At 41.6% G+C, this 21,025-nt stretch carries 21 protein-coding genes and 9 tRNA genes; 22 read left to right on the top strand and 8 right to left on the bottom strand.

All coding sequences use genetic code 11. From position 1 onward, the window contains the following. Entirely contained in the window at positions 1-849 is an 849-nt protein-coding gene (locus ELX58_RS01125; RefSeq protein ID WP_133441343.1) for a DUF6681 family protein, read from the top strand. 73 nt (positions 850-922) lie between these two features. Here the strand turns inward: ELX58_RS01125 and ELX58_RS01130 are convergent, their stop codons facing one another. The 4 genes from ELX58_RS01130 to ELX58_RS01145 all read right to left on the bottom strand — a co-directional run bounded on the left by ELX58_RS01130 (position 923) and on the right by ELX58_RS01145 (position 3,661). Further along, positions 923-1,207, bottom strand: coding sequence for a hypothetical protein (locus ELX58_RS01130; RefSeq protein WP_133441344.1), 285 nt, complete (start codon positions 1,205-1,207; stop codon positions 923-925). Positions 1,208-1,276: 69 nt separating this feature from the next. Then, positions 1,277-1,498 carry a glutaredoxin family protein gene (locus tag ELX58_RS01135; protein ID WP_133441345.1) on the bottom strand — a complete coding sequence of 74 codons (222 nt, stop codon included), beginning with the start codon at positions 1,496-1,498 and terminating at the stop codon, positions 1,277-1,279. Between the two features lie 141 nt (positions 1,499-1,639). After that, on the bottom strand, positions 1,640-2,920 hold the full coding sequence (hflX, locus tag ELX58_RS01140; protein ID WP_133442545.1) for a GTPase HflX: 1,281 nt from the start codon (positions 2,918-2,920) through the stop codon (positions 1,640-1,642). Positions 2,921-3,004: 84 nt separating this feature from the next. Beyond that, entirely contained in the window at positions 3,005-3,661 is a 657-nt protein-coding gene (locus ELX58_RS01145) for a histidine phosphatase family protein (RefSeq protein ID WP_335878635.1), read from the bottom strand. Positions 3,662-3,861: 200 nt separating this feature from the next. Here ELX58_RS01145 and helD point away from each other — a divergent pair, with 200 nt between their 5' ends. The 6 genes from helD to ELX58_RS01175 all read left to right on the top strand — a co-directional run bounded on the left by helD (position 3,862) and on the right by ELX58_RS01175 (position 10,241). Continuing rightward, positions 3,862-6,159: an RNA polymerase recycling motor HelD gene (gene helD / locus ELX58_RS01150; RefSeq protein WP_133441347.1), complete on the top strand. Its 2,298-nt coding sequence runs from the start codon at positions 3,862-3,864 to the stop codon at positions 6,157-6,159. A gap of 15 nt (positions 6,160-6,174) precedes the next feature. Then, positions 6,175-7,104 (top strand): type I pantothenate kinase, encoded by a 930-nt coding sequence (gene coaA / locus ELX58_RS01155; RefSeq protein WP_133441348.1) that lies wholly within the window; start codon positions 6,175-6,177, stop codon positions 7,102-7,104. Positions 7,105-7,157: 53 nt separating this feature from the next. After that, positions 7,158-8,039: an RluA family pseudouridine synthase gene (locus tag ELX58_RS01160; RefSeq protein WP_133441349.1), complete on the top strand. Its 882-nt coding sequence runs from the start codon at positions 7,158-7,160 to the stop codon at positions 8,037-8,039. Positions 8,040-8,054: 15 nt separating this feature from the next. After that, positions 8,055-8,864: a DUF1003 domain-containing protein gene (locus ELX58_RS01165; protein WP_133441350.1), complete on the top strand. Its 810-nt coding sequence runs from the start codon at positions 8,055-8,057 to the stop codon at positions 8,862-8,864. Then, on the top strand, positions 8,842-9,258 hold the full coding sequence (locus tag ELX58_RS01170) for a hypothetical protein (RefSeq protein WP_133441351.1): 417 nt from the start codon (positions 8,842-8,844) through the stop codon (positions 9,256-9,258). Before ELX58_RS01165 ends, ELX58_RS01170 begins: the two co-directional genes overlap by 23 nt. A gap of 95 nt (positions 9,259-9,353) precedes the next feature. Then, entirely contained in the window at positions 9,354-10,241 is an 888-nt protein-coding gene (locus tag ELX58_RS01175) for a cation diffusion facilitator family transporter (protein WP_133442546.1), read from the top strand. A gap of 89 nt (positions 10,242-10,330) precedes the next feature. Here ELX58_RS01175 and ELX58_RS01180 read toward each other — a convergent pair whose 3' ends face one another. After that, positions 10,331-10,672: a hypothetical protein gene (locus ELX58_RS01180; protein ID WP_133441352.1), complete on the bottom strand. Its 342-nt coding sequence runs from the start codon at positions 10,670-10,672 to the stop codon at positions 10,331-10,333. 144 nt (positions 10,673-10,816) lie between these two features. Between ELX58_RS01180 and ELX58_RS01185 the strand changes: the two genes are divergently transcribed. Continuing rightward, positions 10,817-11,476, top strand: a complete 660-nt coding sequence (locus tag ELX58_RS01185; protein ID WP_133441353.1) for a metal-dependent transcriptional regulator — start codon at positions 10,817-10,819, stop codon at positions 11,474-11,476. 75 nt (positions 11,477-11,551) lie between these two features. Here the strand turns inward: ELX58_RS01185 and ELX58_RS01190 are convergent, their stop codons facing one another. Together ELX58_RS01190 and ELX58_RS01195 are read right to left on the bottom strand one after the other, a co-directional pair. Further along, the gene (locus tag ELX58_RS01190; RefSeq protein WP_133441354.1) at positions 11,552-11,941 is read right to left on the bottom strand and encodes a DUF1634 domain-containing protein; all 390 of its coding nucleotides are present in this window, start codon (positions 11,939-11,941) and stop codon (positions 11,552-11,554) included. 1 nt (position 11,942) lies between these two features. Beyond that, on the bottom strand, positions 11,943-12,779 hold the full coding sequence (locus ELX58_RS01195) for a sulfite exporter TauE/SafE family protein (protein WP_236747688.1): 837 nt from the start codon (positions 12,777-12,779) through the stop codon (positions 11,943-11,945). A 139-nt stretch (positions 12,780-12,918) separates the two neighbouring features. Between ELX58_RS01195 and ELX58_RS01200 the strand changes: the two genes are divergently transcribed. After that, on the top strand, positions 12,919-13,584 hold the full coding sequence (locus ELX58_RS01200) for a phosphatase PAP2 family protein (RefSeq protein ID WP_133441355.1): 666 nt from the start codon (positions 12,919-12,921) through the stop codon (positions 13,582-13,584). 61 nt (positions 13,585-13,645) lie between these two features. On the opposite strand, the gene ELX58_RS01205 is transcribed toward ELX58_RS01200, so the two are convergent. Further along, on the bottom strand, positions 13,646-14,473 hold the full coding sequence (locus tag ELX58_RS01205; protein WP_133441356.1) for a lp_1002 family arylesterase: 828 nt from the start codon (positions 14,471-14,473) through the stop codon (positions 13,646-13,648). Between the two features lie 60 nt (positions 14,474-14,533). Between ELX58_RS01205 and ELX58_RS01210 the strand changes: the two genes are divergently transcribed. From ELX58_RS01210 to ELX58_RS01270, 13 genes are all read left to right on the top strand, one after another. Beyond that, positions 14,534-15,043 carry a GNAT family N-acetyltransferase gene (locus tag ELX58_RS01210; RefSeq protein WP_133441357.1) on the top strand — a complete coding sequence of 170 codons (510 nt, stop codon included), beginning with the start codon at positions 14,534-14,536 and terminating at the stop codon, positions 15,041-15,043. Positions 15,044-15,331: 288 nt separating this feature from the next. Next, positions 15,332-16,621, top strand: a complete 1,290-nt coding sequence (gene serS, locus ELX58_RS01215) for a serine--tRNA ligase (protein ID WP_133441358.1) — start codon at positions 15,332-15,334, stop codon at positions 16,619-16,621. 257 nt (positions 16,622-16,878) lie between these two features. Further along, positions 16,879-16,951: transfer RNA gene (locus ELX58_RS01220), tRNA-Val, on the top strand. A gap of 9 nt (positions 16,952-16,960) precedes the next feature. Then, a tRNA-Lys gene (locus ELX58_RS01225) sits at positions 16,961-17,033 on the top strand. A gap of 31 nt (positions 17,034-17,064) precedes the next feature. Then, positions 17,065-17,147, top strand: a tRNA-Leu gene (locus tag ELX58_RS01230). Positions 17,148-17,163: 16 nt separating this feature from the next. Further along, positions 17,164-17,236, top strand: a tRNA-Thr gene (locus ELX58_RS01235). Positions 17,237-17,244: 8 nt separating this feature from the next. Then, positions 17,245-17,316: transfer RNA gene (locus ELX58_RS01240), tRNA-Gly, on the top strand. A gap of 27 nt (positions 17,317-17,343) precedes the next feature. Continuing rightward, positions 17,344-17,429 (top strand) — tRNA-Leu (locus ELX58_RS01245). A gap of 6 nt (positions 17,430-17,435) precedes the next feature. Next, positions 17,436-17,509, top strand: a tRNA-Arg gene (locus ELX58_RS01250). Positions 17,510-17,518: 9 nt separating this feature from the next. Next, positions 17,519-17,592: transfer RNA gene (locus ELX58_RS01255), tRNA-Pro, on the top strand. 62 nt (positions 17,593-17,654) lie between these two features. Further along, positions 17,655-17,728 (top strand) — tRNA-Pro (locus ELX58_RS01260). Positions 17,729-17,826: 98 nt separating this feature from the next. Further along, positions 17,827-18,294 (top strand): CtsR family transcriptional regulator, encoded by a 468-nt coding sequence (locus ELX58_RS01265; protein WP_133441359.1) that lies wholly within the window; start codon positions 17,827-17,829, stop codon positions 18,292-18,294. Between the two features lie 16 nt (positions 18,295-18,310). Beyond that, complete coding sequence (locus ELX58_RS01270; RefSeq protein WP_133441360.1) at positions 18,311-20,812, top strand: ATP-dependent Clp protease ATP-binding subunit; 2,502 nt, start codon at positions 18,311-18,313, stop codon at positions 20,810-20,812. The last annotated feature ends 213 nt before the right edge of the window (positions 20,813-21,025 follow it).

Consider the following 21,025-nt stretch of genomic DNA (forward strand, 5'->3'; position numbering starts at 1 on the left):
GTGTTCAGTTTTCTAAATTTACTTAGTCAAGGATTAGGTTATTTCGGGTTCATTAACATTGGGAGCCGTGGTAATAGGGTTCTTAATCAAATCTATACGACCGCCGGAATCTTAGGTGATCTATACCTGTTTTATGCGGGAAGCCGCTTTATCATTAATGGCTTTATCATTCATGGTGTCTTACTGGTGGTAGCTTCCGTTGCGTTGGTCTATTTCTTGTACATCAATTTTTACTACTATTTCTTAAAACGCGAAGCACCATTTGATGTATCACCAGTTATCGAGAAGAAACTGGGCCTGAAGCAGTTTAATGAAGAAGCCACCCATTCATTAACGCATCTACAGAATTTGCATCAGCGGGATGATCGGGATGCGGTTCATGAGATTCGACAGTCGATCCCAGCTCACTTGATCACTACGCAACAGACCCGTCGGAACCTTCAAGCTTTAGTTCAGGATTTGATCAAGGGTGACCACTTAAATACTGATTATGCCGGCTTAAGTTATCACCAGATCTTTAAACGTTTGAAGCAGGATCATCACCGTCCGGTCTACGCCATTGGTGCGGGAGCCTTAGTCCCGTTTTACCAGCTTCGGCACATCGATAACGAATGGCGAGTATTTGCCGGTAATGACAAATTTCATGCCCGTTACGTTGGTAAGATTGCCCGGATTGGTCTTCAACCGATCCAAGAAGTTAACCAGCACGCTCATTCCTGGGTGCCAGTTTTAACTTCGGTCATCTTGGTTGGCGGTCCTTACCAGATGATGGGGCGCTCGCGAGTTTATCAGCATCACCAGCCATATCGTTTGCAGGTCAACGTTCGTTTTGAACGACCGCAATTTTAATTAAATTGAGTAAAAGAAAAAAGGCGTTAATATTATTAGACGTAGAAATTGATCTAATAATGTTGACGTCTTTTTAGTTAAGTTTAAATTGATCGGCCCATACAAACTGACATTTGCTGAGATTATCAAATCCGGTGACCTTCTTTAAAATGGCCGTTATTTCCGGCTTTTGAAAGCCAACATCTCGGATCATCTTTCGCATGGTCGTTCGGTCCCACAGACAACGATCGTCCTTGAGGATCGCTTTTTGAGTATCGGTCTTAATCGTATATCGATCTTGATCATGGCAAAGAACGGTGTATTGATCATCGGTGTGCTTCATAACAATAACGTGATATTCGGACAACGCAAGATCCATTTTAATTATTCTTTCTACAAAAAAGCCATGACGTCTAAATCACACGTCATGGCTTTTAGTTTTCTTTAATTAAGCTTTTAACTTTTCTGGACGAAATCCACAGAAGGTTTCATCATCGATCTTATCGTTCGGTTCTACGATTGGGTAGCTACGGAAACCTAAATCCAGGATATGATTTCTTTCCGCTTCGGAATCAATGTGTTTGATCGTGTATTTAACACCTTTAGCGTCCAAGACCTTTTGGGTCATCATGCAGCCAGGGCAAAAACCTTTTTTAGAAATAATTGTCATATTAAGCACCCCTGAATTATTAAAATTATGATATGAATATCAAATGACAGTTAAAATAATACCATAGATTGGGGCTAAGTCAATTCGAGGTGCCACATGTTGTGGAACATGCAATATGACGGGGCTGAGCCGTGATTTGACTTAAATCTGATATTGGCTGATCCGGTCTAGCATGGGCTTTGGCAAATTTACTTTTATTTGAGTTCCTTTAGCAGAATATTTAGCTTTTAAAACGTCGGCGTGGGTATTCAAATAACTGATGATCTGACCTTGGTTATAAGGGATTACGAGATTAACCGTAATGTAATTGCGGTAAATCCGTTGTTCAATCATTTTGACTAATGCATTGATGGACCGGTTAGTTGGGTCCTGAGCCGACATGATCAAACTGTTTCCTTCCTGAACCGGATAATGTTTACCAACCTTATCGGCTTTATTGAAGACCGTGATCATTGGGATGCCATGAATACCCATCTTCTTTAAGGTCTTCATGGTGGTCTTCATCATTAATTGCCGGTTTGGGTCGGAGTAGTCAACGACCTGAATTAACAGATCCGCGTTAGCGGCTTCTGATAGGGTTGACTGGAACGCACTGATTAATTCATGAGGTAACTTACTAACGAAACCGACCGTATCACTAAGCAGGAATTTACGGTTGTTAGGTAGGGTTAATTTACGAACTTCGGTGCTTAAGGTCGCGAAGAGCATATTCTTAACCAAAGCCCGTTTACTTTCGTTGGTGCCCCAGCGTTTAACTAATTGGTTCAAGATCGTCGATTTACCAGCGTTGGTGTAACCAACCAACGCAACGGTCGGGATGGTCATCTTTTTCCGTTGGTGACTCTGAACCTTTTTCGTCTTATTGACTGATTTAAGGTGATGACGGATGTTGTTGATCTGACGGCCTAAGGTTCGGCGTCTCATTTCAAGCAACGTTTCACCAGAACCACGGTTGGTATAACCACCACCGTTACCGGTTTGTTGATCCAAACGGACACTGGCGCTGGTTCGTAGTCGTGGTAACTGATATTCTAATCGGGCCAATTTAACTTGAAGTTTAGCTTCCTTAGTTCGAGCTTGGTTAGCGAAAATTTCTAAAATCAAACCTGTTCGATCGATGATGTCTTTACCAGTCATCTTTTCTAGATTTCGGATCTGACTAGGCGTTAATTCATCGTTAACGATGATGTACTGGGCTTTTTGAGCTTCAGCAATTTCCTTTAGACTCTTGATTTTGCCAGGGCCGAAGTAGGTTCCGGCAAACGGATGATCGAGCTTCTGGGTAACGGTTGTAACGACTTGCATATGATTAGCTTGGGCCAGGGCGTTGAGTTCCTTAATGGAGTAATCAAAGTGAGGATCATTCAGGTTTAAACCGATGGTAATAACTCTGGTCGGCTGGTTTGTAAATTTAGTATCGATATTAAGGCTTCCCTTGCTAAAAAAGCGGTCAGTATTCAATAGAAATACTAACCGCCACGTGATTTTAATTTAAAATTTTATCGGTTATAAATTCTTGGTGTCAGTTTTGTTGAAGTAAACGACTTCGGGATGGTTATCCTTGACGACCATCTTAGTAACACTGCCGTTAGCAGTCGACTGGGAGACGTCAACATGGTTACCGTAATAATAAGCGATCCAGCGAATGATGGTCCCGTGGGCAGCAACTAAAATGTTGTCACCGTCATGAGCCTTGCTTAAGATTCGCTTCAAACCGGCTTCAAACCGTTTCTTAACCTGCGCACTGCTTTCAGCATCGTGGAATGGGTCGGCATCGTGAATCATGTCTAAGACCTTACTCATGCCCCAACGGTTAATCATCTTGTTATAGGTGTCTTCACCGTAAGGACCACCGATCATGTGCCAGGCGTGTTCGCCATCGGCACCTTCGAAGTAACCGAAGTTTTCTTCACGGAAAGCTTTGTCAATTACGGGTTCTTTAATTGGTGACGGATTTCTAGCTAAAATATATTCAGCGGTGTGAATAGCACGTGGCCGGTCACTAGCGTATGCTGCGTCGAATTTAATTGAACTGAGTCGCTGACCGGCTTTCTTAGCGTCCAAGACACCCTTGGGTGTAAGTGGGGCGTCGCATAGGCCTTGAATTCGGTAGTACATGTTTAAGTACGTTTGGCCATGTCGAACAAAAAAGATATTGATCAAAATTTAAGCGCCTCCTGACTGCGTTGCGTTTCTATTTATTATTTTATCAAGGTTACCGGGGATTATCCATTAATGTCGGTTGTAAATTCTAAATAATCTACACGGATTTAATTTGATGTCCTGCTTTTTTGTTAGTGGTCGTCACGTGATAAAATAAAGGCTGGTTCTACAAGTTATCGTTAATTTTAGGGGAAATTTAAATGGCAGAAAATATTAAGATCGCAGAACAGAAACGGCTTAATTCAGTAATTCAAAAGATTAATTTAGCTAAATTGAAACAGCTAAAGACGATTCATCATGACGAAAAGAACGAACGGATCATTCAGAAGGATTTCTACAATGACGTTCGTTTACGTTCAACGACCTATTCCGGTTTAATGGAAACCGGAGTCGAAGTTCGTCAGAAACAGCAGATGCTAGATCAGCTCAATAGTGAATGGCATCAGGCGCATTTCTTCTTGAAGCGGCTTCAGTTACTGGCTAAGAATCCGTACTTTGCCCGGGTCGACTTCAAAGAGTTAAATAGTGATCAGGTCCACACCATTTACATCGGCTTAGCCTCGTTTGCTAACGAAGGTAAACATTATTTGGTGTATGACTGGCGAGCCCCAATTTCGAGTATTTATTACGAAAATAAATTGGGTAAAGTCACCTATCAAGCACCATCTGGTCCGCATACCGTTAATGTTCTCCTGAAGCGTCAGTTTCAGATCAAGAACGGTAAGATTGTGACCGTCTTCGATACTAAAGCCGCCATTGGTGACCAATTATTGCTTAGTAATTTAAGCCAGCAGTCAACACCTAAGATGCGGAATATCGTGACCACGATCCAGGCTGATCAGAACAAGATCATCCGTGATACTTCCGCTGATTTACTTTACGTTCAGGGGGCCGCTGGTTCTGGTAAGACGTCAGCTGCTTTACAGCGAGTCGCTTACCTTTTGTACCATTACCGACCGAGTTTAACGTCTCGACAGATTATTCTGTTCTCGCCGAACCAGTTGTTCAATGATTACGTTAACCACGTTTTACCGAGTTTAGGTGAACACAACATGGTTCGGATGACGTACTACCAATACAGTGACCATCGAGTTCCGCACTTTAGTGTTGAAACCTTAGCTCAGCGGTTTAGTGATGATAATCTAACGCATCATGATCAGCGAATTAATAATTTGAAGAACAGCTTAGAGTGCTTTAAAGCCGTTAATAAATATTTGGGTGATTTGAACCATAGCGGGATGCACTTCAAGAACATCATCTTTAACGGTCACGTCTTCATTTCTAAGCAGCAGATCGCAAAGATCTATTACCAGTTCAATTCGAATTACGATCTTAGTAACCGGTTAGACGCAACTAAAGATAAATTATTAATCTTATTACGTGAACGGATTAAGTCCGAAATGAAGAAGAAGTGGGTCTCCGACGCCATCGAAGATATGGATCGTGCTCAGTTACAAGCCATTCAATTAAGTCATCCGAACGAATTCCAGAACGTCGATAATTCGTATAATTTCTTGGCTAAGCACATCGTTATCGGTGCCTTTCGTCGGGTTAGACACATCATTACCAACGGCTTGTTTATCAACCTGAACCTACAGTATCTGCACCTATTAAATGCATTACCGAAGTACATTAGCTTAAAGCAGTTTGGGATTCCGGAAAAGACTTGGCAAAACAGCTTAAAGGAATTCATTAACGAATTAGATTATGGCCAGATTTCGATGGCCGATGTCTCGATCTATCTGTATCTGCATGATCGAATTGCTGGTAGTTTGGGTCATCCGGGCATCAAGTACATCTTTATCGATGAAGCCCAGGATTACACTGGCTTCCAGATGGCACTGATTCATTATGAATTCCCAAAGGCTCGCTTTACCGTCTTGGCCGATCTTAATCAAGCCATCTTTACCCATCAGCGTAGTCATCATTTACTTGGTGATCTTAAGCAGATCTTTAAGGGTCAAACAATTCACCAGGTTCAACTGGTTAAATCATACCGATCCACTCAACAGATTACCGACTTCAGTAAGTATCTGTTACCGGATGGTGAAGACATTCAATCGTTCGCACGAAATGGTGAATTACCGAAAGTATCCGTTGAACCAAGCCGTGGTCGAGAATTAGCCGGCTTAATTAAGATCATTAAAAATAATCATAAGTACGGCACCACCGCATTAATTGGTAAGAATCTAAAACAGTGTCAGCTGTTAGCTAAGCAGCTAAAGCAGCGTGGCGTTAACGTTCATCTGATCCAGACTGAAAATCAGGAATTGGTCAGCGGGATCTTAGTAGTTCCGGCATACTTAGCCAAGGGACTAGAATTCGATGCCGTCGTGATGTTGGATGCATCCCGGCATAATTACGCTAACGATGAAGATCGTCAGTTAGCGTACACGATCTGTACCCGAGCCATGCACCGGTTGAACGTGATCAGTATTCATGATTTGTCACCGTTATTTAACGCAATTCCAAAGCAGTTGTACCAATTAGACGATTAATTAAGAGGATTAAACATGAGTGTACCTAGTAAACGTAATTATTTTATGTATCCAAAGGATAAGTGGAAACAATTTTACCAGGGTGAATCCGTCCCGATTACCGCAAAGAGTCTTCAGCAGATCAAAGCGTTTAATGATCGAATCTCTTTGCAGGATGTTCAGGATATCTACATCCCGTTAATTCATCTATTACGGATGCGTCTGGATAATTTTAAGACCTGGCACGATACTCGAGCGATGTTCCTACAGCGACCAGCTCAGCGGACCCCGTTCATCATCGGGATTTCCGGAAGTGTTGCGGTCGGTAAATCAACTACAGCTCGGCTATTAGAAGTCTTACTTTCGCATTTCTTTGAAGGTTACAAGATCCAGATGATTACGACCGACGGCTTTCTGTATCCCAATAAGGTCTTGAAAAAGAAGCATTTAATGGCTTTGAAGGGCTTTCCGCAGACTTATGACATGCCAGCATTGATTAAATTCTTGAATGCCGTCAAGACTTGCAAGCGAGAGGTTAAGTCACCGGTTTATTCACATCAAGTGTACGATGTAATTCCGCATCGTTTCGACATTGTTGACCGGCCCGACGTTTTGATCGTCGAGGGGATTAACGTTTTACAGTTACCGAGTAATCAGCAGATTTATGTGAGTGACTTTACTGATTTTTCCATTTATATCGATGCCGACGCCAAATTGATTGAACAGTGGTACCTAACCCGACTCAAGAAATTAATGAAGACGGCCTTTCAGGATCCACTGAATTATTATTATCGGTATGCTCATCAGAATCCGGAAGCGGTCGTTAAAATGGCTAAACGGGTTTGGGACAAGAACGATTTACCAAATCTAAAGGAAAATATCTTGCCGACCCGGTCACGAGCTGACTTTATTATTCATAAGACTCATAATCACCGGATCGATAAAGTTTACATTCGAAAGTATTAATGATTGACGGCTCCATAATGGGGCCTTTTATATTGAATAAGGAGAAATAGTATTTGCAATATTCCTGGGTTAACCAGCAGTTTAAACGAATTGCCGTGAAAAAATTTTTAAAGCACCGTGGAATCAGTCACCGGATCTTCACTTCGATTAAACATCACGGGAAGCTCTATCTAAATCATCACCGGATCGTGACTAGTCAGCCGATGAAATTAGGGGATGAAGTAGCCGTTGACATTCCGTCTGAGCCGGCAGATCCCCACGTTGTTATTAGTCATGGTAAATTAGATGTAGTGTATGAAGATCAGAACTGGCTAGTGATTAATAAACCGGCTGGACTGACTTCGGTCCCCGGTCCGCATAATCGGCATGATACAGTGGTGAACCGCCTTAAGGGGTATTTATTAGCGCATCATTCGCCTAATTTACGTCCACATTTAATTACCCGGTTGGATATGTACACCAGTGGTCTAATGCTGATTGCGAAGCATCGGTTTGCTAACAGTCTGGCTAACCAGTTGATTAATACCCATAAGATTAAAAAGGTTTACCTAGCTATAATCAAAGGGCATTTGAAGACGCAGCACGGCTCCGTAAAAATGCTGATTGGGAAATTACCAAACGAAATTAAGCGGCATAAAATGATCAACGGTCAGTTTGCCTGGACGGAATACCGGCAAGTGAAATCGTACCCGAAATTTACGTTGATCAAGGCCCGTTTGCATACCGGACGGACCCATCAGATTAGAGTTCATTTTACTGAAATTGGTCATCCTTTAGTGGGTGATCATCTGTATGGCGGACCGATGGACTGGGGGATTAAGCGTCAGGCATTGCATGCTTGGTACTTGGCCTTTCCTGATCCGTTTACTCATCAAGTTAGAAAATTTAAGGCCAATTTACCGGCTGATATGAAACGGTTACTAACCCAGAAATAGTTCGGAGGGATAGTTATGAAAAAGAATAGTGTTGTAAAGTGCTTAGTTGACGGCAAAAAGTATCGAGTGGTCGACGGAATGTTCTTAAAAGAACTGAAGCCGTCGATCCGAGGTCAGATCAAATATGATTATCATCATGCTAAAGATACCGACTTTATTTGTGGTGATCATCTGTTGCATTACCGAGTTCACGAAGTTAACCGCATGATTAATCGTGATACCAAGCGTAACCATAAGATCAACCGAAAGTTGACTCGGGCTCTGAATAACGATAATTACGCAATCACCAACGTTAACCAGGCCCTACAGAAACACGAAACCTTTGGGCAGAAGTTAGCCGATGCCGTTGCCCACTTCGGTGGTAGTTGGAGCTTCATTATTATCTTCGTTGGTTTCCTGTTAATTTGGATGACCGTCAACGGTCTGGAATTATTTGGGATTCACTTTGATCCGTATCCGTATATCTTGCTTAATCTAGCTTTGAGTTGTATTGCTGCCATTCAAGCCCCGTTTATCATGATGAGTCAAAACCGTTCCGCCGACCATGACCGTTTGTCAGCTGAAAACGATTATCATGTCAACATTAAATCGGAACATGAACTTCGTATTTTACACGCTAAGCTGGATCATTTAAACCAGGATCAATTACCGCATAATTTAGAGGTTCAGCGTTTACAACTCCAGATTTTAGGCGAGGTTCACGCTGAATTGATGGACCTTCGTCGTCAGAATAATATCTTGAGGACCGAAAATAAGGCTGAACATCGATATATAACCAAAGAGACTAAAGAGGAGCACAAACATGAATACACCAAAAAACATTAACCACATCGAATTAGGCAACCCCATTTTTAATAGAATGATATTTGTGTTGCGCAGACCCGTTACCAAAAAGAACCATTTAGATTATCGATTCATGAACGAAAAGTTAGAAGAAATTGCTCCTGATATCTGGGCAATGCCGGCTTATATGAAAGCCAAAGACAGTTACAGTCTTTTCTTTATCGTAACCAAGATTGAATCTGGCCAGACCGTCGTGGCCTTTTCAGAAGGTCATTTTGAAAATGGTGACTTTCGATTAGGTCGACCCATGGTTACTGGACGCGGCTTGAATCATCTTCATCAGCATGACCCCCAACGAGCTTTGCACGTCGCTCACTTTCTGAATTTGATTTCAAAAGCCGCCGAAGGGGACTGGCGCATGGTTACATCCGATTAAAATAAGTTAGGTCGGATGGAAAAATAATTTTTAACGTGCCATAATAAAGTCCCAACAATAAGAAAGTAGGCGATTGTGTGCAATCCAAGGACCAGATGTCAGGTGCCCGGTTTTTATTCGTCACGATCTTAAACATCGTCATCACCGTGGTCGAATTTGCCGGAGGTGCCTTGGCCGGAAGTCTGTCACTAGTATCAGACGGTTTTCATAATCTCGGTGATTCGGCTTCGGTCGTTTTAAGTTATTATGCGCATCGAATCAGTAGTCGTCCGCAGACGAAACACGAGACGTTCGGCTATAAACGAGCTCAGATTATTTCAGCGTTCGTTAATTCCGCATTTTTGATGATTATTTCCGCAGTTTTAATCGTTGAAGCGGCTTCAAGATTATTTCACCCTGAGCACACCAATGGTGAATTAATGTTCCTAGTTGCAATTGTCGGAACGATCGCTAATCTAGTGTCAGCTGTGATCTTGAACCATGGTGCCAAGCATAATTTGAACATCAAAGCCACGTATCTTCATTTATTAAGTGATACGTTATCCTCGGTCGGCATCATTATCGGTGGGATTTTAATTCAATTATATGGCTGGTTCATCGTTGACCCGATCGTCACGATCGGCGTTGCCCTATACATCATGGCTGAAACCTGGCCAATTATTAAGAAGACCATCGTGATTTTGATGCAGGGTGCCCCTGATATCGATAGTGAAGCGATTCAGCATGATCTGATGCAGTTACCGGAAGTTACCGGTGTTCATCATGTTCATATCTGGCTGATCGATGAAAACAGCATTATCTTTTCTGCGCACATCAATATGCGTGACATGACGATCAGTGAAGCTGAAAAGACGTATCATCCAATTTACGAGCTGTTGCATAAGAAATATCATATTGATCACGTAACTTTACAGGCTGAAGTTAACCGTGGTAAACAGGAGAATTTCTATAATTACAGTAACGGTCATTATCACGATGTTTAATAGATAATTAAATTAAAGATAAAAAAATAACGTGAACTTTAGTGATCAACTAAAATTCACGTTATTTTCGTTTTTAGATTAAATCGTAATTATAGTCCGGTTTCGATACTGAAGTACTTATCATGGTACCATTTCTTCCACGGCTTTTCGGGATTGCCGTTTTCGTAGAATTTCTGGTCCATCTTATCAAGTAATTTACCGTAATGCTTAGGACGATCATGAGCAGACATCTTGATAACGTCTTCCTTAGAATTGAATTTGTTATCCCAAATGTCACGATTGATATCCCAGATGAGTCCAGTGTGGTCATATGAGCCAATAATTTCTAAGTTTTCGGAACGATAATGCGGAACGTAGAACTTCGCAAAATCGAGGATCGCTTTCTTTTTGGCCTGATCGCTGAGTTGATCAAATTTGACGAGCTTACTCATGAGATGCTTCCTTTCAAACTAAATTATAGAATTCTATACTTATAAACCACCATTTATTGTAATAAATGATTGCGGTATAATCTAATTATATCTTTTAAGATAGTAAACGTAAAACTGTTTTTTGAAAAAATTGGGGATATAGCCATGAGTCCGATTAAAGAAGATTATTTAAAAATAATTTTTGAACTTGGTGGTACCCGGGTGAAGGTATCTAATAAACAGATTGCCATTAGCCTTAACATTGCCGCTGGATCTGTAACCGAAATGGTTAATAAATTATTACGTGATGGTCTCGCTAAACATGAACCGTATTCAGGGGTTACCCTGACCGCTAAGGGTGCTCGACTGGCCAAACTTTTGATTTGGAAACATCGCCTTTGGGAAGTCTTTTTAGTTAGAAAATTAGGCTTTAAATTAAGCGATGTTGATCAGGAAGCTGACGTTTTGGAACACGTTACCAGCCCGAAGTTATTAAAAGCTTTAGATAAGTGGTTGGGCTATCCTAGACATTGTCCGCATGGTGGTGTAATTCCTGGTAAAGATGGTCACTACAGTCGTGAAAGTCACGTGGTCTTAAATGACGTTAAGGACGGTCATACCGTTGCGGTGGATCGGTTTATTGATAATCGTGATCTGCTGACCTATTTAGGCGACATTAAGTTAGATATTGGTGACGTGGTTCACGTGGTACGACATGCACCGTTTGACGGTCCCGTGATTGTTCATAATTTGACCGATCACACTAAGTTAACGATCGGCTACAAAGCCGCTCATTATATTTTTGTTCGGCCGGTTAAAAAGTAAAAATTTAAGATAATAAATAAAAAGCTGCGATTTTTAGTTAAATCACAGCTTTTTTATTATTTAATTGATTAAGATTCACTTATGAATTCCGAGCCAGAAACTAAAGGCTAACACGAACATCACGAACGTCGTGATGTACACATATAGCATGTCGTGCTCCTTATAAAATGAGTAAATTGAAACTAAGACTCGTAAAACCGGGGTTAAGATTAAACAGAAGATACCGAGCATCATAATAGCGTAGGGCTTGAAGGCGATTACTCCAGCGAAGATTTGCTTAAAATCATGGGGATGGTAACCAGCTGGATAGCCGGTTCCACCAGTAATGATTAGGAGGGCAAAGCCGATAATCATGATAACGGCGCTGATGATAACACCAGCTCGTAATAGGTTACCAATCACGATTTCAATCTTATCCATCTTAGCTTGAATACGTTTTTGGCGTGCTTGTTCTAATTTATTCATCTTATAATTTCACCCCGAATCCTTGCAGTAACATATCGATCCCGATATAAAACAGAACCGGCACGAATACGATTCGAATCCATTTAGCAGGTAGGTGCTGCATGATCCTAGATCCAGCAACGGCACCAACTAAGATGCCAAGGGCTAGCGGAACCGCAATCTGTGGCAAGATCGAACCGTTAAAGAAGTAGACCGTGGCACTAGCGGCGGCAGTAACTCCCATCATGAAGTTACTAGTGGAACTCGACGGCTTTAAAGGCATCTTCATGAAGGTATCCATGGCGATGACTTTAAAAGCTCCAGAACCAATACCAAGTAAACCACTGGCTAGTCCGGCACCTAGCATGACGATGAAGCCACCAGGTACATTCGTGACTTGATAATTAATTTTTTTGTGAGCCGCTTTATCGTAATAGCTACTGTCTAATTCTAATTTTTGGGCGATTGGACCGGTGTGCTTAGCAAAGTTATCGGTTGTTCCTCGAACCTTTTTGGCCATGTTAAAGCCGCTAAAGACTAGCAAGAGCCCAAACAGAATGTATAGGTACATGGGGTTAAGGACTCCCGTTAGCAAGGATCCAGCAACGGCACCGATCGTGGTGGCAATTTCAAGAAACATTGCAACCCGTAAATTCAAAACGTTGTCTTTTAAGTACGAGATGGTAGCACCGGAACTCGTGGCGATGACCACGATAATACTGGCACCGATGGCGTATTTAATGGGCAGGCCATAGGCTAACGTCAAGATTGGGGTAACAATGATTCCACCACCAAGGCCCAGGATCGCTCCGGCAATTCCAGCGAAGATCCCGATAAAAATCATTTGGGTGGCAAACATATTAGACCTCCTAATAACATAAGTTATACCTATTATAACAAAAAGGACTCGGGATTTTGGTTAATCACCTGTGGTATACTTAATTAAGTAATAAATTAGGACATAAATAAACATAAATAATTGAAGGGTCTAATGGTTAATGTTATTTAATAAAGAATACAGCCGACCGCTTCGTTTTCTACTGGCGTTCTTTATTTCGCTCCTGATTACCGTTCCCGTGATTGATAATTCTCAGTATCTGCAGTTTATCGATCTTTCGATTATCGGTGATGTTCAGAAGCACGAAAGCGCATTTCTGCATATGTGGTACGTGTTCGTTTCGTTTCTAGACAGTCCCAAAGCGGGACTCGTTTGGATTCTGATCATCGCGTTTCTATTATGGGGATTTAAATATAAGATTCAAGCATTGTGGGCTATGTGCAACGTCTTTGGTGGTGACGTCATTGACGAAGTTATTAAGCACATCATCAAGCGTCCACGACCGACTTTCCATCCGGCTGCTGATACTGGTTATAGTTTTCCAAGTGGTCACGTCTTTAGTACTTTTATGGTGATCAGCGTGCTGTGGCTAGTGGTGTTTCCGCTAATTAAGAAAGCCTCGTGGCGCTGGTTCGCCTACATCGTGGCAACGATCTGGCTGATTTTCGTAATGCTGGCCCGGATCTATTTGAATGCTCATTATCCAACCGATACGTTTGGCGCAATTGCGATTGGTTACATGTGGCTGCAGATCAGTGAATGGCTTTACATTAAGATTGCACCAATCCTTAAGAAATGGCCATTTACTAGTCATTCGTATATTTAAATTAGATAAAATTAAAAGACGATCTTATTAAAAGATCGTCTTTTTTTAGTTATTTTTGAAATTATTTTTTGGCTTGACGTTTAAAAATGGAATGGATGAATTCATCAGCCAATGGTACCCAGCTGGAAACGTGGGGGTCATCGGTTTCTGGTGACCATGCGGTAACTCGGTTAGCTAATGCTAAGCCATGTGGGCCATGATAATACATGTGGAATTCACTCGGGATGTGGTGCTTATTTAATTCATAGGCATATACCATGGCGTTTTGACTAGGAACGAAGTTATCATCGGCGGTTACCCAGGTAAAGGTGGGTACGTTAGTGTCGGTGACGTGATATTCAGGTCGGAGTTCACGGAGGTTATCGATCCAGCGCTTAGCTGTGGATAACTTTTCAGGGAAGCCCATTCGGAGGTCAATCACGGGGTAACCCAAGATCGTGACGTTAGGTTTGATCTTATTGGGATCTTTGAAGCCGGATTCTTCTTTGAACCAAGGGCTGTCGTAAAAGTCGTTTAATAAACTAACGACGTGACCACCAACGCTGAATCCAGCGACCACGATTTGATTGGGATTGATATCCCATTCATCAGCATGAGCACGAACGTATTCAATGGCCTTGCAAAGTTCAATCATCGGGTATGGGTACAAAGGTTTGTGTTCCTGCTGAAAACTGTAACGAAGGTAAAAACTCTGGTAGCCAAGTGCCGTAAAAGCTAGGGCAAAGCTTTCGGCTTGCTGGGGCTTAATGTGGGTAAACGAACCACCAGGTAAAATGATCATAGCCGGAAACTTTTCGTTTTTAGGTTTTCTACCATAGACATTACTTCTGATGTAACCTTTTAAATAGGCTTTAGAATTTTTTAATAATTTAGTTGTAATAATTTTCATTAATTGAACACCTCATGAAATTGAGATAATGATTGTGTTAATTATAACTTATTGGGGAAGTTGACGTCTATTTCTAATTTAAAACTGCGTCCGATGAGTCAGGACGATTTCAAAACCTATTATCAATTAGTTAGTGATCCAAAGATTGCGCAAGGAGCACGATTTCAGCCAGCAAAGGATTGGTCGAACGCAAAGGAATTATTTAAAGATGACTTAAATCATGCCATGAGTTACGCCGTCATTTTAAATGATGAAATGATCGGGATGGTTTCTCTGTATACGACAGTTGGATCTCATGGTGAACCAAATCAATCGTGTCTAGAATTAGCTGATATGATGCTGCCCAAGTATCAGAATCATGGTTATATGGGGAAAACGTTAGGGATGCTGATTAATCGATTAAAGGCGCATTCACACGTTCAAAGATTAGTGGCATTAGTAGCTGAGAATAACGTCCCGTCACGAAAAGTCTTACTTAAAAATCATTTCCATAATTATCGATCCGTGCTTAACATGGCAATTAATCAAGAGGATTTGGTATATCAATTAGATTTAAGGCTAAATTCTTGAATTATGTTGAGCATTGCTATTATTTGTAATATTATTAAGTTGAATTAAACGTAATTGAGAAATTACAAGGTATGCTTTCATAAGTAGATCTAAAGAGAAGCGATGTTGGTGAGAGTTGCTGATCGAAGTTTCCGGTATATCTAAGTAGGCAGTTCAAATGCTGCACGGTAGTTCCGTTATCGCTAACGAGTTGCTCATTAGTTTGAGAACTTGGGTGGTACCGCGAACTGAAAGGCCTTCGTCCCAATGACGAGGGCCTTTTTTGCTTTCTATAGGAGGTAGTAGAACATGCTAGATATGAAATTAATTTGGAACCATCCCGAATACATTAAGAAAAAATTAGCTACCCGTAACGTCCCGGGTAAAAAGATTGATGAATTACTAAAATATGATAAACAGCGTCGTCATTTGATTGTTCAGGATGAACAGTTAAAGGCCGAAAAGAACAAGGTCTCTAAACAGATTCCTAAGATGGCCAAGGCTGGTAAAGACATCAAGCCGGTTATTCAGAAGATGCGTAAAGTTGGTAGTGACATCAAGAACTTTGATAAGAAATTCAACAAGGTTCAGGCTGCTGAAAAGAACGTTGCTGATCACTTACCGAACTTACCAGCTGATGACGTTCCGGTTAGCTTAACTGAAGAAGGGGCTAAAGAAGTTCGCCGAATCGGTGAACCGACCCACTTCAGTTTCCAGCCAAAGCATCACTGGACCTTGGGTGAAAACCTAGGAATCTTAAACTTTGAACGAAGCGCTAAGGTTTCCGGTGCCCGATTTGTTTACTACGTTGGTGAAGGTGCTTTATTAGAACGTGCTTTATATAACTTCTTCTTGGATGAAAACACCAAGCACGGTTATAAAGAAATTCTACCGCCATACATGGTTAATTCTGCATCCATGTACGGTACTGGTCAGTTCCCAAAGTTCTTGGAAAAGCACGCCGGTTACGAATGTGAAGGCACTGATTTAACCATGATTCCAACGGCTGAAGTTCCGTTAATCAACTACTACCGTGGTGAAACTTTACCCGCTGACCAGTTACCGATCCGAGTTACCGCTTTAAGTCCAGCATTCCGTTCTGAAGCCGGTAGTGCTGGTCGTGATACACGTGGCTTAATCCGTGTTCACCAGTTCAACAAGGTTGAATTAGCTCAGTTCACTAAGCCAAACGAATCTTGGCACGCATTAGCTGAAATCACCCACGAAGCTGAACACTTATTACGCTTATTAAAGATCCCGTACCATGTAATTCGTTTAACGACTTCTGACATGAGCTTTACTGCCGCAACTACTTACGACTTAGAAGTATGGATGCCAGGTCAGCATTGTTACCGTGAAATCTCAAGCTGTTCCAACACCTGTGATTTCCAGGCTCGTCGTTCTCACATCACTTACCGTGACGAAAACGGTAAGCTCCAGTACGTTCATACTTTGAATGGTTCTGGCTTAGCCGTGGGCCGTACCGTTGCCACCATTATGGAAAACTACCAGAATGAAGATGGCACGATCAACGTACCAAAGGTCTTACAACCATACATGCATGGCATTAAAAAGATCACTAAGGACCACATGTTCTAAAATCGAATCATTAGTTTTGCGATTAAAGAGACTGGATATTCTTCAGTCTCTTTTTTTGTTAACTTTTTTGGAAAAAGTGTTGCATTTTCAGGAAAAGACGAGTATATTAATAACTGTTGTCGCGAGGTGTGATGCCTTGAGCTTTAGTTAATAAATTCATTTAAATCTTTATTAATTAGTTCTTGACATTATTTCTAATTGTGATAATATAATAATTGCTGTCGCCGTTACGACAGTGATATGGATATTTCCATTTTGGAGGATTAGCTCAGTTGGGAGAGCATCTGCCTTACAAGCAGGAGGTCATTGGTTCGAGCCCGATATCCTCCATATTTTTATGAGCCGTTAGCTCAGCTGGTAGAGCATCTGACTTTTAATCAGAGGGTCAAGGGTTCAAATCCCTTACGGCTCATTAAGTTGAATATGACTTATTGCCATGATATGCAGGCGTGGCGGAATTGGCAGACGCGCAAGATTTAGGATCTTGTGTCCTCTGGACATATGGGTTCGAGCCCCATCGCCTGCATTTATCGAGTCAATATGCCGACTTAGCTCAGTTGGCAGAGCGCATCATTAGTAATGATGAGGTCAACAGTTCGAATCTGTTAGTCGGCATAAACAATGCGGAAGTAGTTCAGTGGTAGAACATCACCTTGCCATGGTGAGGGTCGCGAGTTCGAATCTCGTCTTCCGCTTTTTGTTTTTATACAATTTCATATTCTGCCGGGGTGGCGGAATTGGCAGACGCACGGGATTTAAAATCCCGCGGACATTTTTGTCCGTATCGGTTCGAGCCCGATCCTCGGCATGTTATGCACCATTAGCGCAACTGGATAGAGCGCTTGATTACGAATCAAGAGGTTATAGGTTCGAGCCCTATATGGTGCATATATTCTTCGGGAAGTAGCTCAGCTTGGTAGAGCGCCTGGTTTGGGACCAGGAGGTCGCAAGTTCGAATCTTGTCTTCCCGATTTTTGTTTAATGTTTTTATTAAGCAAAATGAATGATAAAATACATATAGGTTATAAATTATCGGAAAGTAGCTCAGCTTGGTAGAGCGCTGCGTTCGGGACGCAGAGGTCGCAAGTTCGAATCTTGTCTTTCCGATTTTTTTGTACCTTATGAAGAATATGCAAAATCCTTTTAATGAATTTCCGGATTTCTTATAATAATAGTCAAGATTAGTCAAGAAGACGGGATATATTATGAGAAGCAGAAATATTTCAAACCTTATCGAGCACTATTTAAAGAAGATAATGGCTGATGACGATCAAATCGAAATTAGACGATCGTCAATTGCCCACCTATTTAACGTGGTGCCGTCACAGATTAATTACGTTATCCGGACTCGATTTACGATTCCGAATGGCTATCTAGTTGAAAGTAAACGTGGCGGTGGGGGATACATTCGAATTGAACATGTTAAGCTCCTTGATAATTTAGGGATCTTAGATCTCTTGACTCAAGTAATTGGTACGCATCTATCTGAGAAGAAGGGTGTATCGATTGTACACACTTTAGTTCGACATGATATCCTTAGTCATAAAGAAGCAAACATTGTAATTGCTTCGATTAGCAAACGAACCTTATGTATAGGTAACACTGCGTTAGAAAATGAAATTAGAGCTCGAATTTTGATTTCAATTTTGAATCACTTGCGATACGAAAGTTAGAAAGCGAGGCCAGCTTATGGATAATTTATTTACACCCAGTGCTAGAAACGTTTTAGTGATCTCACAGAAGGAAGCTAAACGGTTCAGGCACCAAGCTATCGGCACTGAACACTTATTGTTAGCCTTATCAATGGAAAAGAACGGGATTGCTTATCACGCTCTTCGACAATTTTCGATCACCGATGCTGATATTCGTGGTGAAATTGAACACTTTACTGGTTACGGAACTTTAGCCGGCATGGGACCTGAAACTTATTTACCATATTCTCCCAAGGCTAAGTTAATTTTATCGATCGCCGCTAAAATCGCTCGACAGTACGGAGCTGAAAAAGTCGGTACTGAACACTTATTACTGGCCTTGTTAAGTGATAACACGATTTTATCATCACGGATTTTAATTGCGTTAGGCGTTAAGCCAGAAGACGTTAAGACGGTTACCCTTCGTAAGATGGGCGTTAGTTCAATTTCTGCCCAGCGAATGGCTTTAAACCATCGTCGAAGTCGCCGTCGTCAGGACACGCCAACTTTAAATTCACTTGCTACCGACTTAACCAAGGAAGCTCGTGAAGGTCGCCTCGACCCAGTTATCGGTCGTGATCGTGAAATTCAGCGGGTTATCCAGATTTTAAGCCGTCGTACTAAGAACAACCCAGTTCTTTTAGGTAACCCCGGTGTTGGTAAAACAGCCATTGCCGAAGGCTTAGCTGAACGAATCGTCAACGGTGACGTACCGAGTGACATGGCTCATAAACGATTAATGTCATTAGACATGGGCTCATTAGTTGCCGGTACTAAATACCGTGGTGAATTTGAAAATCGTCTTCGCCACATTATTAACGAAATTAAAACTGACGGTCACGTAATTCTCTTCGTTGATGAATTACATACTTTAGTTGGTGCCGGTGGCGCTGAAGGCGCCATTGACGCATCTAACATTTTGAAGCCGTCGTTAGCTCGTGGTGACTTCCAATTAATGGGTGCCACGACGTTAGCTGAATACCGAAAGCACATTGAACCCGATGCCGCATTGGAACGTCGATTCGCTACGATCACCGTTAAAGAACCGACTAAGGATCAAACCTTTAAGATTTTACAAGGTTTACGGCTAAAGTACGAAAAATTCCATCACGTTAACATTACCGATGCCGCATTGAAGACGGCCGTTAGATTATCGACCCGTTACATTCCGGACCGTTTCTTACCGGATAAGGCCATTGATTTAATGGATGAAGCAGCCGCTATGATTCGGGTTAACCAACGACCGAATAAGGTTTCTAAGAATCGCCGTCGTTACCTGAAGTTAGCTAAGGCTAAGGAAACTGCCATTGAAAGTCAGCACTTTGAAAAAGCTGCCCAGATCAGAAATCATCAGTTGGCTTTGAAAGACCAGATGCGGTTATCCGAAAAGAAGGAAAAGCTTGCTAAACGTGATCTAAAGCCAGGCCAATATTCATTGAAAGAAACGCCTGACGATATCGCTAAGGTTGTTTCTGAATGGACTGGCGTTCCGGTAACCCGTTTGACCAAGAGTGCTAAGGATCGTTTATTAAACTTAGAAAAGATCTTGCATAAGCGGATTATCGGTCAAGATGAAGCCGTGGATTCAGTTTCAAAGGCCATTCGTCGTGCCCGGAGCGGATTAAAGGATCCTAACCGTCCAATTGGTTCGTTTATGTTCCTTGGACCAACTGGTGTTGGTAAAACCCAGTTAGCTAAAGAATTAGCTAAAACGGTCTTTGGTTCTGAGAAGGATCTAATTCGGATCGATATGGGTGAATACATGGAAAAGTACTCCACCAGCCGTTTGATCGGTTCTGCACCCGGTTATGTTGGCTACAGTCAGGGTGGTCAGTTAACTGATAAAGTTCGGACTCATCCGTATTCTGTAGTTCTGTTCGATGAAGTTGAAAAGGCTAACCCAGATGTCTTTAACGTGATCCTTCAATTATTAGATGAAGGATACTTAACGGATACCAAAGGTCGGAAAGTCGACTTCAGAAACACGATCATCATCATGACGTCTAATTTAGGTGCCACGACGTTACGTGACGCCAAACCGGTTGGCTTTGGTAACGAGAAGCAGAAGATCAGTTATGAAGATATGTCAGATACGATTAAACATCAGTTGAAGGAACATTTCCGTCCTGAATTTATCAACCGAATTGATGACATCATTATCTTCCACTCGTTGACCAAGCCACAGATTCGTAAGATCGTTAAATTAATGGCTAGTGACCTCTTGAAACGAGTTATCGCTAAGCACATTCAGATTAAGATGACTCCGGCTGCGGTTAACTTAATTGCAACCAAGGGTTATAAACCTGCATATGGTGCTCGACCGATCCGAAGAGTTCTTCAGAACTTAGTTGAAGATCCGTTAAGTGATGATCTTTTGTCTGGTAAGGTTGCTTCTGGGGATGCCGTTACGATTGGTGCTCGTCAGGGTAAAATTACCATCAGTTCAAAACCAATTAAAAAGTCACCAAAAACAAAACGATCAAAAGTTGCTGATCATTAATAATTAATCAGTTAAATATTGACATTCAATTCCATGGTGTATATCATAAAGTAGCATGATGTATTAACTATGATTTGAAATGGATTGCTAGCGATATATTGTCCGTTAGTGATTTGCATAGTTTCCAAAAATGAGGTTACTACCTTGTTTTTGGATTTTTTTTGCCTTGCGTGAGGTCAATAAGGGCCTCAAACGTAATTGTAATCAAAATGT

Source organism: Acetilactobacillus jinshanensis (assembly GCF_004359375.1).
GTDB lineage: Bacteria > Bacillota > Bacilli > Lactobacillales > Lactobacillaceae > Acetilactobacillus > Acetilactobacillus jinshanensis.